Genomic DNA, 16,558 nt, shown 5'->3' with positions numbered 1-16,558 from the left:
TGCTGGCATTCAAAATGGATTTTGCTAAATTGAAAGATATCCTTCTCCAATTGGTATTCAACTAAAGTAGCTATTCTTCAAAAGAAGAGTAGCTTTTTATTTTAGCAAAGAGAGTATTCTTGTATAAGAATTAGCCATTACATTAACTTAATTCAGTTTTTATTGTTCCTAAATCTAACACGAGTAATCCGTATTTTTGAAGTTTTTCCAGATTTGCTGTAAACCTTTTTACAAAAATAGACTCTTTATTAATGAAGACTTTGAAAGGAGGAGCTATGGATTCACATCTATTGTTGGATATATACAATAAACAAGCAAAAATGATTTATTTCTATTTAAAAAAGAACGGTTGTAGTCATGAAGATGCAGAAGATATTGTTCAAGAGAGTTATACGAAATTTATCGCTTATAGTAGTGGTGTTCCTTCAGAGAAAGCTCTTTCTTATATTTTTACCATTGCAATGAATGAATTTAAAAAGTGGTTAAAGAAAAAAGGGATAGAAAGGGCTATTTCTATTGATGATCATCGCTTCTGGAACAATTTTGCCAATGACCATAATACTGAATTGAGCGTTCTAACTATCGAAATGAATCAAGAAATTTCACTCGTTTTAGAACGCATACAAGAAATTTATAAGCAGCTCTTACTATTAAAATACGAGCTTGAACTTAGTTATAAAGAGATTGCTTTATTACTAGGGATGAAGGAAGAAACGATTAGGACATATTTATTTCGGGCAAGGAAAGAATTTCAAAAGAAGTGGAGGAATCTACATGGATGATTTTTCAGACGATCTTTATCTTTATGATGAAAAGAAAATCAAAAAGGCAGTGAGAAGAGGAAAAATAAAGATGATTATTATCACTATTTTTGTTTCTTTGGTGGTATTTGTTATCTTAAACATAGCTAATTTAGCTATTTCATCACATTTTAGCCAAAAGGCATTTAAGCATTGGGATGCTTTTGTCCGTCTCAGCACTCCTAATGGATACATAAGTGAAACTGTGGATTCGAGGGGGTTATTAGGTGGGATAAGCAACTATGAAATTTCAAAGGACTTTAAAATTAAATCGGTCGTTATAGAACAAAAACAATATTCATTTGGTCTAATCCCATCTGTTTTAATTTCAAGAAGTTCAGGTGGAAACGTGGGAAGTACAGGTGAAGATTGGCAATTTAGTTATAAAGAAAATGGTTGGAGAGAAATGCTGTTTTTCCACCCCAATGTACCTTATAAACAATATAAAGATGATAAACAGTTGATTAATGGTATACAGGGAGACAAAGTTTATGAGGTAGCACTTTCCTTTGATCAGCCTTACAAACCAAATGAAATTTTTATACAACTTCCTGAAATGACATGGTTTTGGATAGACACTTATAGTAGTGAACAGTTAAACGAGTTTCAAAAAGAGGCAAAAGAAAACGATTGGTCCTCAACATTTATTAGAGAAAAAGATGCACTAGGTTTCTCAATAAATACGCCTTATATTTCAATCCATGATTTAGAAGGTGAGTATAAACAATTTTTAGACTTACTGCAAATGAGTATTTCTCCTGATCACCAGAATGCTTTTAACAAGATGAAAGATATAAAGTTAGAGGATATAGAAATATTAGGGGTGGTCGTTTATGGAACGAAGGAAGAATTAAAAGAAATCCTTGAGAATCCTAACATTAAAGCTTCTTCACTTGGAGGAGTCATTGAAAATTATTAGGATAAAAGAAATAATATTGTTTTGCAATTTCGAGTATTCCACGATCGGGCGCATTTCTGAAATTAAGGAAAGCGACTTTATTCATGGAAAGGCCATATTATTAAATAACATTCTATAACGAAAGGTTTATGGGAACCATATACTTACAATTTATGTCTATATTGAAAAATGAAAGTATGATGGAGGTATTATGTGGTTAATATTAGGTCTTATTACGATAGTTATAACATTTATAAATCTTTATATGTATGGAACTTGCAAAGATTATAAATTGGCAATGGCATTGGGGTTATCATTTACAGCATTGACACTTTGTGCAGAACATAGCCTTGTATCTAATTGGATAATAGGTGAAGATTGGTCGGCTTTAAGGGAAGTACCTAATATGAATAAAGCGTTTTGGTTTCTGACAATTGTTTCTATCTTACTAAATATAGCACCTATACTTTTAGAACTTAAAAATAAAAAATAATTTAAATATACTAACATATACAAAATAACGTACCCAAACGCAATTTTGGAAACACACTTAAAAAACATAAAATGAAAACTAGTTATTCTATTAAAGGGCAATTTTCTTAAGCAATGCATTGTTATGGAGCAAAGAAATTGTGAAGATTTTCACTTAAACTAAAGGAACAAGGTAATTTCAATAAGGGTTTGCGGATCAAAACAATAGGAAGCGACAGTGGAAGGCTTAAATGCTAAGTACCTAGCAGGCTATTTACAAGAAAAGTATACAAATTTATCTGCTTTAAGATATAAAAAGGCGATTTCTCGTTGCAGAGAAATCGCCTTTTTCATGAAGAGATGTTTACCACAATTGATAGCCTTTAGAGCCAGCTGGTGAGTTTGAAATAATATCGATAATTGGTACTGTGTAAGCAAATAAAATTAAGGCTACTAAAATAACAAGCCATACTTTGAAATTTTCTAAAATGGCTGGTGTTGGACCGCTAAGTGCATGTACATCCCCTACAGGGAATTCTTCTTCACCTTTAGGCGCAAACCAAGCCAATTTCACCACAATGTATAGGATGACTAGAATGGCGATAAAGAGAATTGTTCCACCAACAGCTTGTGCGATTTGATATGGAATCCAATCATATGCCTGTGAAGCACCACCATATTCTGAGTAATCTGAGCGACGAGGCGCACCGATTAGTCCGGCAATATGCATAGCAGAAGACATAATGGTCATACCTGTAGCCCATAGGATACCAGCGAAATTACTAAGATTATTTAAAGATTTCGTTAACGTACGGCCAGTTAAATGTGGAATTAACCAGAAGGCCGCACCGAAGTAAGTTAAAACGACTGCTGTAGCAATGGTTAAGTGGAAATGGCCCGTTACCCAAATGGTATTATGGATTAATTGGTTCATTTGATAGGAGGCATTGACGATCCCGCCAGCACCACCAGGAATAAACGCCACCATACCGATAAATGGCACGAAGAAACGAGCATCTTTCCACGGTAATTTTTTAAACCAGCCGAACAGTCCTTTACCACCTAATTCACGACCACGTAATTCGAACATCGCAAACATCGAGAAGGCGGTCATAAGAGAAGGAACAATGACAGCGAATGTTAAAACAACTTGAATGAATTTCCAAGTCCCATCAATACCAGGCTCTGTTAACTGATGGTGAATCCCAACAGGTACAGAGAAAATTAAGAACAGCATAAAGGAAAGTCTTGCTAGAGAATCTGAGAAAATTTTCCCGCCAATTACTTTTGGAATAACGACGTACCAAACCATATACGCTGGTAGTAGCCAGAAGTATACAAGTGCATGACCGAAATACCAGAAAAGGGTACGGGATAATGCAACATCGACACGTTCAACTAAACCTAATGACCATGGCAACAGCTGAATTAAGACAGAAGCTGCTACACCAAGCGTTGCGACAAACCACATTAAATTATTGACAACCACCATAAACGATAATAAAGGACTGCGTTGTCCACTACCTTTATTTTCTTTGCGCCACTGTGCATAACGTAAAATTTGACCCGCGCCGCCAACCCAAGAACCAACCACGACTAATGTCAGGCCTAAATAGAAAATCCAATGCGCTTTTAGTGGTGCATAGAATGTATAAAGAACCGTTGCTTTATTCAATAAAACCATTGTTGCAGCAGCAGCTGTACCGATTGTCATTAACCAGAAACCGATCCATCCAAGTCTGCGCTGTCCATTTGTGAAAGTACCAGAAGTACGACTAACACTAGCGATTTGGAAGCCATAAATAAAGAATGTAGTTAAAATAAGACCAAGTAATACGCCGTGTACTGTTAATACTTGATAATAGCCAATGCCAGCTGGTAATGTAAATTGTCCAGAACGTACAAATACTTGTAATAAACCTGCTAGACCACCTAATAATAAAGCGATGAATGCCACGTAAATATGTGCCATGGCTAGCTTTGCATCGCGTCGATCTACTTTTGTCATTGAATTAGTGTGACTCATTTGAATCCACCACCTTTAGCATAGAGTGCATCATCGTATGTCCTGTACCACAATACTCATTACATACGATTAAAAACTCGCCTACCTTATTTACTTCTGTTACATATTCCGAAATATAGCCAGGCTCAAGCATCATGTTGATATTTGTACCTGCCACCTCAAAACCGTGCATAACATCCTCACTTGTTGCAATGAATTTCACCTTAGCACCAAGTGGTACCTCAATTTGTGGAGGATTATAATTAAATGCTGAGGCTACGACTACTACCTCATAATCCCAATCCTTTCCCTCTACTTTATGGACACCTGGATTATCAAAAGGTGCTGTCTCTTTTACTTTCTCGTAATCTAGTGTTTTTTTCCCATTGTTCGGATGGGAGCCTTGGTGAAATGCCCCGATACCGAGAATGATGAGGAATGCTACTAAAGTAGCAACTCCGAACACAAGCCAATACTTCTCATACTTATGTATGTGCATATGTTTCTGTCCCTTCTTCGTAAATTAAAACCGTCCAATGAATAAATCGAAGCAGTACACCCAAAGTAAAATGATGATAATGCCTACTCCAAAAACTGCATAGAGTGAACCTTTTAAATTCTCATCTGACTTCTTTTTGTTTGCCATTTTTGCTCCTCCTACGCTTTTTATTGTGGTGTTTCTTACTGACATCATATAAAAATCCATTTGATTTTGATGTGAAAAAAATCACACATCTAGAGGGTTTATGTGAAGAAAGTGTGAAGAATTGGGAAGAGAAAAAGACAAGCCATCTCAAAAGTCATTGAGATGGCTTGTCCGTTTATTGTATTTTGCTTAATTTTAGTAAAAACTATAGATTGGAAGGAGAGTGGGGGATTCCACAGACAAAAAACTAACTTGCAAATAACGAATATACATAAATGCAATAGGCTTCTGCATACAATGTCTTATTTGAAATAGATTCTAAGTTTCTATTCTTCTTCCTCAATCGTTAGTAGAACTGTTAGTGCACCAACACTTGGAACCGAGACTGGGAGAGCAAATGCTTTTTCAAAGCCGTATAATTTTGTGTTGCCCACCATCACCGTTGGCGGAGTGATATCAATTTCTAAGCTTTCTTGCCCAACAGCTGTACATAAATTTCCTGCAATCATGTTACCAAATTCCCCAGTAAAGGATTCTAGCATTTCTCCCTCCAAAGGCATACCGAACATAGTACTACCAATACCGCTAAAGACTTCAGGAGAGGAATCAATAATCACACGCCCCTTTACATCCCCAATTAAGCCAATTAAAACGCCCATTTGTTGCTGTTGAAAGGGTTCAGAAATAATACTAGGCGACTTTACTTCTATGTCCATAGGAAGAATGGATTTTAAAGCGTGAATTGTCCCATTTAAAATAGTTTGAAAGTACTTCGAATTACTCATCATTACCGCATCCTTTTTCCGACTTTTCTACATCTTACCATGTAGAAAGGGTAAGATGAAAGTATGTCTTGACGAATTAACAGGAAATTTATAATATATTATTGAGAATGATTTTCAAATTCAGTGTAATGGTCTGAAAGCCTAATGAAAAAGATATTATTTAATATGAAAAGGAGCGGTCAGCAATGACATTCGTATTGATAGGAGCAGCTGTAGTGATTTATATTGGAGTTGGAAAATACGTCATGAAACAGGCGACTGCGCATTTAAAATAAGATTTAATACTATAACAATTTTTAGCATGGTTCGAGTAATCGGAACCATGCTTTTTTATGTTTAACTAAATTTTAAGATTAGGAAACACCCTATATTTCGCAGTAATACATCATCTAGTAAAGCAAAGAACACTTTTAAACAATTTATTTTATAAGAATAATTTTACTATATCGAATTTTTAATTTTTTCTGAAAACTATTGAAATACTCTTTTATTTTCTGATAAGATTTTAAAAAATGGAATTGCGTTTCATATTTTGGAACGGAGGGGTAAAAATGGATTTAAATATTTTAGAAGTAAAAGAGTTAAAAGTAGGTATTCAACAAAATAAAAAAGATATAGCTATTGTTAATGGTATTTCTTTCCGATTGGAAAAAGGAGAAACGTTGGGTATTGTGGGGGAATCTGGTTGTGGAAAGAGTATGACATCCCTATCTTTAATGGGATTGCTACCTAATGGGGTGGATTGGCAAAGTGGAGAAATTTACATAGATCATAAACAAATTAATAAAAGATCGAAGAAGGAATGGCGAAAGATTCGTGGGAAAAAAATTTCCATGATATTTCAGGAACCGATGAGCTCTCTAAATCCAGTGTATAAAGTTGGTTCACAAATTGTTGAAATGATTCTTAGTCATGAAAATATTTCAAAGAAAGAAGCACATGAACGCGCGGTAGATATGCTTCGTCTCGTGGGTATTCCTCGTCCTGATAAAGTTGTCAATGAGTATCCACACCAATTATCAGGAGGAATGCGCCAGCGGGTTATGATCGCCATGGCATTAGCATGTGGACCAGAAATATTAATAGCAGATGAACCTACTACTGCATTAGATGTGACGATTCAAGCTCAGATTTTAGATTTGATGAAAGATATTCAAGAAAAACTTGATATGTCAATTATTTTAATAACCCATGATCTGGGGGTAGTGGCGGAAATATGTGAGAGAGTAATTGTCATGTACGCTGGTGAAATTGTGGAAGAAGCGAATGTGTTGGATTTATTTGATCATCCTCTCCACCCGTATACTAAAGGATTATTGAACTCTTTACCAGATATTGAATCGGAGCAAGAGTATCTTCCTTCTATTGTAGGTGTTGTGCCATCACCATCTGATATGCCATCCGGTTGTAGATTTTTCGATCGATGTGAATTTGCAACTGAAAAATGCAAAAAGAAACCGGGATTATTCACAACATCTATTGGTAGTACAGTTAGATGTTGGCTATATGAAAAGGATGAAGTGGAAGGAGGAAATGTCAATGAGCAGCCCGCTATTAGAAGTTAAACACTTAAAGAAGTATTTTCCAGTAAAAGGATCTCGCTCGGCAAATTTAAAAGCGGTAGATGATGTTTCTTTTTATGTTAATGAAGGAGAGGTTTTGGGGATTGTTGGTGAATCAGGATGTGGAAAGTCAACGATGGGGAAAACAATAATCCAACTTCTTTCCCCGACTGATGGAGAAATTTTGTTGAACGGTGAAAATATTTCTACTCTAAGTCCAAAAGAGGTACGTCAAAAACGCCGTGATATGCAAATAATTTTCCAAGATCCTTTTTCGTCACTTAATCCTCGAATGAAGGTTTTTAAAATAATTGAAGAACCTTTAGTTAATTTTGGGATAGGTACTAAGGAAGAGCGGAAGCAACGAGTTTATGAGGTAGCCAATCAGGTCGGACTAACAAAAAAACAATTAGAGCGTTTTCCACATGAATTTTCAGGCGGTCAAAGACAACGAATTGGAATTGCAAGAGCATTAGTATCCAATCCAAAATTAATTGTGGCAGATGAACCTGTATCAGCTCTAGATGTATCGATTCAATCACAAGTTTTGAATATAATGAAAGACTTAAAAAAAGAAATGAACCTTACCTATATCTTTATTTCCCATGATTTAAGTGTAGTGCACCATTTTTGTGATCGTATAGGAGTGATGTACTTAGGAAAGTTGGTGGAAATGGCAGACAAACATGAGTTATTTAATAATCCTAAACATCCATACACAAAAGCATTGCTTTCAGCTTTACCAAAATCACATCCTTCAAAAATAAAGGAGCGTATTGTGCTTAGTGGAGATGTTCCTAATCCTGCTAATCCACCATCGGGATGCACGTTTCATACACGATGCCCAAATTGCATGGAAATATGTAAAGTGACATCTCCAAAATTAGAAAAAGTCGGCGATAAGCATGAAGTTTCATGCTTACTTTATGAAGAACAAATGGAGCGATTATTATGAGCAAAACATTAGAAAAAGGTATCAACATTTTAACATTATTCACTGAGGAAAAACCTTCATGGCGATTAGACGAGCTAGCAATTGAAACAGATATTCCTAAACCGACTTTACATAGATTTTTAAAAACTTTTACAGATTTAGGCGTATTAAAGCGTCCCTATGTTCAGAGTGGTGGACAGTTAGTATTGAGTGATCATTATCTACTTGGTAATAAACTAATTGAATTAGGAGCGATTGCTGCAAATTCAATTGAGATTCGTTCATTGGCCATACCATATATGAAGAGGTTGCAACAAAAGTTTGACTTGGCTGTTCAACTAATCGTACTGGACGAAACAGATGGTCTATATATTGAAAAAATTGAAAGCTTAAAACCTGTTCTACTTTATACACGAGTGGGTAGAAGAGCACCACTTTATGCAGGTGCCTGCTCACGAATACTGTTATCGTTTCAATCAGAAGAAAAAATTAATGAGGTACTTCAAAAACCTCGTAAAAAATATGCTAGTGGAACACCAGTTACTGACAAAGAAATAAATGAATTAATTGAATTTGGGCAAAACAACGGCTATGCCTATAGTGTTTCAGAATTGGAAGAAGGCACTGTATCAATCGCAGTACCAATTTTCAATAGTGATAGAAAAGTAGAATACTCGATTAGTATAGCTGGTATCGAATCACTATTACCGCAAGAAAAAATTAATACATTTTTAGAAGGACTATGGGAAACTGCTGCATTAATTTCTACTGAACTAGGTTATTCGATGCCATATCCTTATGGTGTATAAATAGCACAAAAACAGAAGGGGATGAACAAAATATGAAGAAACAAAAATGGATAGTACTAATACTTGTATGCATGATGATCTTCTTATCTGCATGTAGTGGTAGTAATTCAACTAAGGACGAAAATAAAAGTAATGGTAAATCTTCTGGTGATAACCCAGCAGTATCACGTGGTAATGAATTAGTTATTCGCGTGGCAGGAGATCCACAAAACTGGGATCCAATTGATACGTTTTTACTTAATTGGAGTACAGTCGCAACATCGGTATTTGAAGGATTAGTAAGTCGTTCTTTAGATTTAGAAATACAACCAGGGTTAGCGGAATCTTGGGAGTATAAAGATGATAAGACAATTGTATTTACACTAAGACAAGGTGTTTCCTTCCATAATGGGGAACCATTTAACGCTGAAGCAGTTAAATTTACCTTTGATCGTTTGCTAGGAGAAGAAGGTCAAAAAGGTCCACAATATTCAAACTATACTTCGATTGACAATGTTGAAGTTACTGGTGAATATGAAGTAACTATGCACTTAAATTCAATAGACCCAGTATTATTAACAAAATTATCAGGATACGGTGCTGTTATCGTACCACCTAAATATATCCAAGAACAGGGAGCTGAGAATTTTGATATGAACCCTGTAGGTACTGGTCCGTTTAAAATGACGGATTATCAGCGTGATAAACAAGTGGTGATTGAACGTTATGATGATTATTGGAATAAAGATGCTATAAAGCTAGATAAGGTTACATTCAAGGTGATCCCAGAAACAGCAACAGCACTGGCAGAATTACAAACAGGAAATATTGATATTATGACACGTTTAGAAGTATCGCAAGCTGCGACAGCAGAAGGAACTGATTTTATAGAATTAATGGATGTTTCTACTCCTACTGCTTATTCAATTCGTTTTGATACAGCACAAAAGCCAGTAGACGATGTACGTGTTCGACAAGCTATTAACTATGCTATTGATAAGGAAACAATCGTGAAGGAAATTTTAGGTGGGTATGGTAACCTAATTAGTTCTTTCCAAAGTAATCTATCCTTTGGGTATAACAAAGATTTAGAGCCTTATCCTTATGATCCTGAAAAAGCAAAAAAATTACTGGCTGATGCGAATATTCCTGAAGGCACTACATTAGAATTCTTTATCCCTGGGACTGATGGAACATTTAAAGAAATTGCGCAAGCAGTAGCGTTTTACTTGGAAGAGGTTGGATTAAAAGTTTCAATTAATAGCGTGGAAAATACTACATTCCAATCTGAATTAATACCACAAGGAAAAGCTGGCCACATGTATAAAAATGGCTGGGGTGGTTGGACTTTAGACTTTGATAATACAGCTTACTTAATGTATCACGAAGGAGAATTCTGGAACCCATCTTATAAAAATGAAAAAGTTGAACAATTATTAGCGGCTGAGCGTGCAACTATTAATAACGAGGAAAGACAAAACATCTTTAAAGAGCTAACAGAAGTTTTATATGAAGATGCAACGGAAGTAAATCTATATTCAGAGGTTGAAATATACGCAGTGAATAAACGAATAAAAGGTTTCCAACCACCACATGATGGCCGCTTTAGATTTGAAGGTGTCACTGTCGAGTAAGTAAAAATTATGAGATAGTATGCTAGCATACTATCTCTTTCATTTCACATTAGGAGGATGGAATTATGCTTTCCTATATTCTACGACGTTTGTCGCATACCGTGCTGGTAATCATTGCGGTTTCATTAATTATATTTTTCTCCATTCGTTTAACAGGTGACCCAGTAAGTATAATGTTTGGGGCTGGGGAACCTTCACAGCAGGCTGTAGAAGAACTAACAGCAAAACTCGGTTTAGATAAGCCTGTTTGGGAACAATACTTCATATTTATGAAGGATTTAGTAACACTTGATTTTGGTACTTCCTATCGTTCCAATAGCCCAGTTTTAGAGATGTTACTCGAACGAGCATGGCCGACAATTGCACTTGCTTTAGGTGGAATGGCAGTGGCATTGTTAATTGCTGTTCCGTTAGGTATTCTATCAGCCATTTATAAAGGAAAAACTATTGATGTATTTAGTCGTATTTTTTCTTTGTTAGGTATTTCTTTCCCCAATTTTTGGTTGGCGTTCATGCTAATTCTAATTTTTGCTGTTCAACTAAAATGGTTGCCAGTATCCGGATTTGATGGGGTTAGCTCATTAATTTTGCCATCGGTTGCCTTAGGGCTCATTCTATCTGGTATTCTAGTTCGATTAATTCGTACGTCTATGCTGGAAGTACTTAAAATGCAATACGTCACAACTGCACGGGCGAAAGGAATAAGAGAATGGTTAGTTATCATTCGACATGCTTTCCGCAATGCTTTATTGCCTACAGTAACATATGTTGGTTTACAGTTTGGTGGGCTATTAGGAGGTGCGGTTATTGTCGAGCAAGTCTTTTCTTGGCCTGGAATTGGAAGGCTAATTGTTGATTCAATTAATCAACGAGACTATCCAGTGGTCCAGGGAGGAATCATACTTTTAGCACTTATTATGATCATAGTAAATCTAATCGTCGATTTATGCTACTCATTGATTAACCCGAAAATTAGGACTGGAAGAGGTGAGCAATAATGACTCAAATAATGGAAACAGAAGCAATCGAAATAAAAAAAGCCAATAAAATAGTAACCGTTCTGAAATTCATGAAGAACAATCCAACAGGCATCATAGGCTTTTTATTGGTTGTCGCTACGATACTGTGTGCTATATTCGCGCCTTATATTGCTCCCTATGATCCGGGTGCGGCTAGCTTAGGACATCGGCTTGATCTACCCAAATTGCTTGATGATACTGGAAAATCGCAATACTTACTCGGAGGAGATCAAGTTGGGCGTGATTTGCTAAGCAGAATTATTTACGGAGCACGTATATCTCTATTAGTCGGCATTTGTGGCGTAATCATTTCATTAGTGCTTGGTACATTTCTAGGCATTATTTCAGGTTACTTTGGGAAATGGATGGATGATTTAATAATGCGATTAGCCGAAGTTCAAATGGGGTTACCGTTTATTTTACTAGCCATCGTAATCATGAGTGTTTTTGGAACAGGTATTGAAAAAATTATTATTATCCTAGGACTTACATATTGGGTTAGTTTTGCAAGATTAATTCGAGGAGAGATTTTGGCTTTAAAGGAACAAGAGTATATTCAAGCAGCAAAGGCAATTGGTGGGACACACTTCAAAATAATCATTAAGCATATACTTCCTAATGTTGCTTCCTCCATTTTAGTGTTAGCAACGATGTGTATTGCAGAGTTTATTTTATTGGAGGCCTCTTTAACATTTTTAGGGTTAGGTGTGGAGCCTACAGTACCTTCGTGGGGAGGAATGTTAGCGGATAGCAGAAATTACATGACCTCTGCTTGGTGGATATCTGTTTTCCCAGGGATTTCCATTATGTTAACTGTTTTAGGGTTTAATTTATTGGGAGATTGGTTGCGAGATCGCTTAGATCCAAATATGAAAGTTTAGGTGATATGATGAACTCTATAATTTTTTCTAGTTTATTTCAAAAGAACGAAACGAAAAAAAAGCCTTCTTTATTTATAGATTTACCTAAAGATTTAGTTCCATTAGGATTAATTGATTTTTGTTTACGCTTAGGCTTTGAATCAAATGAAACTGACTTTGATTTATTTCAGCCAGCCAATCAGTCCTATACAATGAAGTTTTTACAATATACTAGAACATTTATTTCACAAGATGACTCTACATTTATCATTTATTATGAGAGTGAATCAGCACTTTCTACATTGTTAAGTGCAATAGCCAGTGAAGGAATGGTCGACACCAAAACGGACAGCCCATTAACGTATTATGAGAATTTAAGTCATCTTTGGTCAGCCTATGGCACGGGTGAAAAGGATGAGGCACATCCCCAGCAACATATAAGTGTAAAAATGGATATACAAGAAGACCTAAAGACAAATGCTCTGTTAAAAGAGGTTTGCTATCTTGCATTGCGTTTAGGCTTGTATGCCACATCTATTTCATTACCAGCTATAACAACAGAAGAGCGACATGTAACCATTTCATTCAAGAACGAAAACGAAAGTTATATGAAGTTGACCGCCAAAAACGCCATTCAAATCTCTGGTACGAAAGATATCCTACCAGCCGTTGTCCATTCCATTGCAACAGCAAAGCACGTGTCGGAGGGTGGACTGCTTGGAGTTTGGGAGTTCAACGAAAAACAAGTGAATGAAGCGGCTATTTTATTGGAAGAACAATGGAGCGATAAATCTGAGGCTTCGTACATGATAAAAGCATTAGAAGAAGAAATAGATAAAGCGTTTGAGGCTGAAATTTATATGACGGCCAATAAAAAAAATCGTGATCAATTCAAGCTAGATTTATATGAAAAATTTTCAAATTTGACAACAATTAAAGTTCGCTCTGCCTTTAAAACAGGTTTATACTGGATATTGGAGGAAGTACTTCCATCTGTCGGAAGGCGCTTTCAAAAGGTAAAAATAGTTTGTAAGGATGGGGTAAGTGTAGACGGCTTAGAGCAACATAATCGCTGGATTATGGAGCTTTATCCAGTGGATGAAATGATTGAAATGCAATATGGGATACCTAAAGAGCATGTGCAATTTGAGCTTTCAAGCGCTCAACAACATGTTTATAGAGTATTTGTAGATGATCAGTTAATAGCTGAGCTCAATCCACTTATTAGTGAAGTAGATTATGTTGATGGTCAGAAAAAAGCTTATCCAACTACTGCTGGGTATAGGTTATTCAACAAAACAGAGCAAGTGCAAGAGAACATCATATTTTCTGATCGTGAACGTTTCTATAAATACTATGTGAAAGAGTTATTGCCCCGAATGGTGAAAAAGTTAAAAATAGATACGAATAATATTAATCAAGGACAACTATTTCCATTATTTGATCGAATCGAAATTGACTTTACTTCTTCTGGAATCGAAGAAGAAATCGGTGTTCAGCAAGAAGCGAACTCATCGTTTGAGGCGTTATACGAGGATTTATACTTTAATACTTTAGACTATTTTCATGAGCTTGGCCGCCAGTTAGTTAATCAGCCATACAAAGCTCCAGGTGGTGTAATTCCTTATATTCATATAGAACAAGATCTGTATAAGCCTATCAAAAGTGACATAAAGGTTTACCAGTGGAATGACAAACCGATGACGGAACCCGTTACAAAGCGAATCTTGTTTAATCAAGAAGGACAGTTTGAAACTGTAGAAATGTCTATAGGTAATGAACTGAAGGTAACTGAGGCAAGAACCTTTTTAAAACACAACATGAAAAATCTAGTTTCCTTAGTAGAGCGTTTTAAACAATACTCAGAGGTCAAATTAAATTATGGAGATATATCTTATAAAGGTACTGTCATTCCATTTTTCGAAGTGACTGAACCTATTACGAGTGAATATTATTCAGGGCTAAAAAAATCAGATGAAAAACATACGATTGTTTTTGAAGCTGGCCATCATCCAAATGAAGTATCTAGCACTCCTGCTATATTAGAATTAATGGAGGATATTGTTTGCCATTATCCAGAAATCTTAAAGAAAATAAATATAATTATTATTCCATTATCCAACCCAGATGGGTATGAAATTATGGAGAGTTTGACAAAAGAACATCCTAAATGGAAGCATCATGCAGCGAGGTTTAATGCGGTTGGTTTAGAATTTGCGCATGTTAAATTCAAAAAAAGTGTTTTTGGTGAGGCAAATGTTTTACCACTCATTTTAAAAAAGTGGGCTCCTGATGTAATAATAGATGACCATGGCATACCAGCTCGTGAGTGGGTTCAACCGTTTGCAGGTTATGCATGCCCACCGATTTTCCCAGTTTCTTACACTATCCCGAGTGCCAAAATATATGGAATTGGACGTTATGCAAATAATGAAACGAAGGAAGTACAGGCTAGAAATCTTGAGCTGGTAGCTGAAAGGGTAAATAAGATATTTGAAGGATCAACATTTGCCCAAGAAAATGCATACTGGCGTAATCGATACTATAAATATGGTACAAAGTGGGACCCGGAAAAATACCCAATTGAGGAAATGGGAAATATAAATTTTTATCGTAGTATGGAAGTAACCCCAGCATATTCCTCTGTAAGTATTTTACGCTATCCGCAGTGGGTAGCTTTAGATATAATTTCTGAAGTTGCTGATGAAATTGTTTACGATGAAGAATTAATCTCGTGCGTGAAAGCACATAAATTATTTAATCAGGCGATTATAGAAGCCACACTATCTACTCCAGTAGATAAAAACAATCAATCTGGACGCTACATAAAAAAACGTCCTATAGAAATCAGGTGACGAAACATGACAAAACTATTAGTAACAGGGTTTGAGCCATTTCTTGATTATAAGATCAACCCAACAATGCAAATTGTAGAAAATTTAGATGGAGAGAAGATAGGTGACTATACGATTGTTGGACGTATTTTGTCAGTAGATTTTCAGCAATCGGCACAACAATTCAAGCAATATATAGACGAGGTAAAGCCTCAAATTATTATTTCATTAGGTTTAGCGGGGGGCAGGTTTAAAATCACGCCAGAGCGCATTGCTATTAATGTGAAAGATGGGGAGCCTGATAATAACGGCTACACACCCGTTGACGAGAGTATTCAGGAAGAGGGCGCTGATGCTTTTTTAACAAATTTACCGATTCGTAATATGGTAAATCGATTACAAGCAGAAGGATATCCAGCCGAAATCTCCAATACAGCAGGTACATATTTATGCAATAACATAATGTATGAAGGGCTTGTTTATGCACAGCATCATCAAGGTGTTCGCGCTGGCTTTATTCATATTCCTGCATCCTTCGATTTGGCTATACAACATGGTAAAATTCCGGGGTGGAATAGCCAGGATTTACTTGATGCTGTGAAGCTTTGTATAGAGGAGACTGTACGTGCAGACGATCATTGATTTTCCACATTCGATGTGGATTAGTCAGCAGACCATACGTTTTGCATTCCGTGAGGAAATATCACACGCCAACTTTCATGCTGTACAAGCATTCAATCGTTTTCTAACTAAACAATTACGGCACAATCTAATAGAAAGCGTAGCAAGTTATCATACAGTTACAGCCTATGTCAAACAGCAAGTAGATGTGGACCTTTTAAGAAGGCAATGGCTTGAGATGCAAGTGTCCACAGCTATTGCTGATGGGACGAATAGGCTTTTAAAAATACCCGTTTGCTATGATGAGGAATTTGCCTTAGATAGACAGCGCGTCATGGATTATACAGGCTTATCATTTGAGGACATTAAACGGCTACACATGTCCAAAAGCTATTATGTTTATTTAATTGGTTTTTTGCCTGGTTTTCCTTACCTAGGAGAGCTTGATGCAAAACTGTTTGTGCCACGCTTAAAGAATCCAAGGGCATCTGTTTCTGCGAGTTCCGTTGGCGTGGGAGGTGGACAAACAGGAATCTATCCCGTTGATTCACCGGGTGGCTGGAATATTATCGGTAAAACGCCGTTCGATCTATTTGATGCGAATGGGAAGGAACCGTTTCTATTCGAACTAGGTGATGAAGTTCAATTTTATGAAATTACCAAACAACAATTTTGGGAAATGAAAAGCAAAGGAGTGTAGC

General features: G+C 36.2%; 16 protein-coding genes. 12 read left to right on the top strand and 4 right to left on the bottom strand.

All coding sequences use genetic code 11. From position 1 onward, the window contains the following. Nucleotides 1–275 precede the first annotated feature (275 nt). From ABC382_RS07420 to ABC382_RS07410, 3 genes are all read left to right on the top strand, one after another. Nucleotides 276–782: an RNA polymerase sigma factor gene (locus tag ABC382_RS07420; RefSeq protein ID WP_312507638.1), complete on the top strand. Its 507-nt coding sequence runs from the start codon at nt 276–278 to the stop codon at nt 780–782. Next, nucleotides 775–1,719 carry an anti sigma factor C-terminal domain-containing protein gene (locus ABC382_RS07415; protein ID WP_312507639.1) on the top strand — a complete coding sequence of 315 codons (945 nt, stop codon included), beginning with the start codon at nt 775–777 and terminating at the stop codon, nt 1,717–1,719. Before ABC382_RS07420 ends, ABC382_RS07415 begins: the two co-directional genes overlap by 8 nt. Nucleotides 1,720–1,909: 190 nt before the next feature. Further along, a complete protein-coding gene (locus ABC382_RS07410) occupies nt 1,910–2,191 on the top strand; it encodes a hypothetical protein (protein WP_322610480.1) in 282 nt (93 codons plus the stop codon). 342 nt (nt 2,192–2,533) lie between these two features. Here ABC382_RS07410 and ABC382_RS07405 read toward each other — a convergent pair whose 3' ends face one another. From ABC382_RS07405 to ABC382_RS07390, 4 genes are all read right to left on the bottom strand, one after another. Then, nucleotides 2,534–4,195 (bottom strand): b(o/a)3-type cytochrome-c oxidase subunit 1, encoded by a 1,662-nt coding sequence (locus ABC382_RS07405; RefSeq protein WP_274796502.1) that lies wholly within the window; start codon nt 4,193–4,195, stop codon nt 2,534–2,536. Further along, nucleotides 4,182–4,673, bottom strand: coding sequence for a cupredoxin domain-containing protein (locus ABC382_RS07400; RefSeq protein ID WP_036118325.1), 492 nt, complete (start codon nt 4,671–4,673; stop codon nt 4,182–4,184). Before ABC382_RS07400 ends, ABC382_RS07405 begins: the two co-directional genes overlap by 14 nt. 24 nt (nt 4,674–4,697) lie before the next feature. Continuing rightward, on the bottom strand, nt 4,698–4,820 hold the full coding sequence (locus tag ABC382_RS07395; protein WP_009370491.1) for a hypothetical protein: 123 nt from the start codon (nt 4,818–4,820) through the stop codon (nt 4,698–4,700). 326 nt (nt 4,821–5,146) lie between these two features. Continuing rightward, on the bottom strand, nt 5,147–5,605 hold the full coding sequence (locus tag ABC382_RS07390; RefSeq protein WP_274797293.1) for a chemotaxis protein CheX: 459 nt from the start codon (nt 5,603–5,605) through the stop codon (nt 5,147–5,149). 551 nt (nt 5,606–6,156) lie between these two features. On the opposite strand from ABC382_RS07390, the gene ABC382_RS07385 reads away from it, so the two are divergent. The 9 genes from ABC382_RS07385 to pxpB all read left to right on the top strand — a co-directional run bounded on the left by ABC382_RS07385 (nt 6,157) and on the right by pxpB (nt 16,557). Beyond that, nucleotides 6,157–7,170: an ABC transporter ATP-binding protein gene (locus tag ABC382_RS07385; protein ID WP_322606307.1), complete on the top strand. Its 1,014-nt coding sequence runs from the start codon at nt 6,157–6,159 to the stop codon at nt 7,168–7,170. Further along, on the top strand, nt 7,145–8,122 hold the full coding sequence (locus tag ABC382_RS07380) for an ABC transporter ATP-binding protein (RefSeq protein WP_312507642.1): 978 nt from the start codon (nt 7,145–7,147) through the stop codon (nt 8,120–8,122). Before ABC382_RS07385 ends, ABC382_RS07380 begins: the two co-directional genes overlap by 26 nt. Further along, entirely contained in the window at nt 8,119–8,910 is a 792-nt protein-coding gene (locus ABC382_RS07375; protein WP_312507643.1) for an IclR family transcriptional regulator, read from the top strand. The genes ABC382_RS07380 and ABC382_RS07375 overlap by 4 nt, the downstream gene beginning before the upstream one ends. Nucleotides 8,911–8,942: 32 nt before the next feature. After that, on the top strand, nt 8,943–10,523 hold the full coding sequence (locus ABC382_RS07370; protein WP_322610481.1) for an ABC transporter substrate-binding protein: 1,581 nt from the start codon (nt 8,943–8,945) through the stop codon (nt 10,521–10,523). 65 nt (nt 10,524–10,588) lie between these two features. Next, entirely contained in the window at nt 10,589–11,521 is a 933-nt protein-coding gene (nikB, locus tag ABC382_RS07365) for a nickel ABC transporter permease (RefSeq protein ID WP_312507645.1), read from the top strand. Next, nucleotides 11,521–12,423: an ABC transporter permease gene (locus ABC382_RS07360; RefSeq protein ID WP_322610482.1), complete on the top strand. Its 903-nt coding sequence runs from the start codon at nt 11,521–11,523 to the stop codon at nt 12,421–12,423. Before nikB ends, ABC382_RS07360 begins: the two co-directional genes overlap by 1 nt. Before the next feature lie 5 nt (nt 12,424–12,428). Continuing rightward, entirely contained in the window at nt 12,429–15,257 is a 2,829-nt protein-coding gene (locus ABC382_RS07355; RefSeq protein WP_322610483.1) for a M14 family metallopeptidase, read from the top strand. A 6-nt stretch (nt 15,258–15,263) separates the two neighbouring features. Further along, nucleotides 15,264–15,878, top strand: coding sequence for a pyroglutamyl-peptidase I (locus tag ABC382_RS07350; RefSeq protein ID WP_274796504.1), 615 nt, complete (start codon nt 15,264–15,266; stop codon nt 15,876–15,878). Next, entirely contained in the window at nt 15,862–16,557 is a 696-nt protein-coding gene (gene pxpB / locus ABC382_RS07345) for a 5-oxoprolinase subunit PxpB (protein WP_322610484.1), read from the top strand. The genes ABC382_RS07350 and pxpB overlap by 17 nt, the downstream gene beginning before the upstream one ends. The last annotated feature ends 1 nt before the right edge of the window (nt 16,558 follow it).

The organism is Lysinibacillus phoenicis (assembly GCF_047238325.1).
Classification (GTDB): Bacteria; Bacillota; Bacilli; order Bacillales_A; family Planococcaceae; genus Lysinibacillus; species Lysinibacillus irui.
Note: the sequence above shows the minus strand (reverse complement) of the source record. Positions and strands in the feature narration are given on the sequence as shown.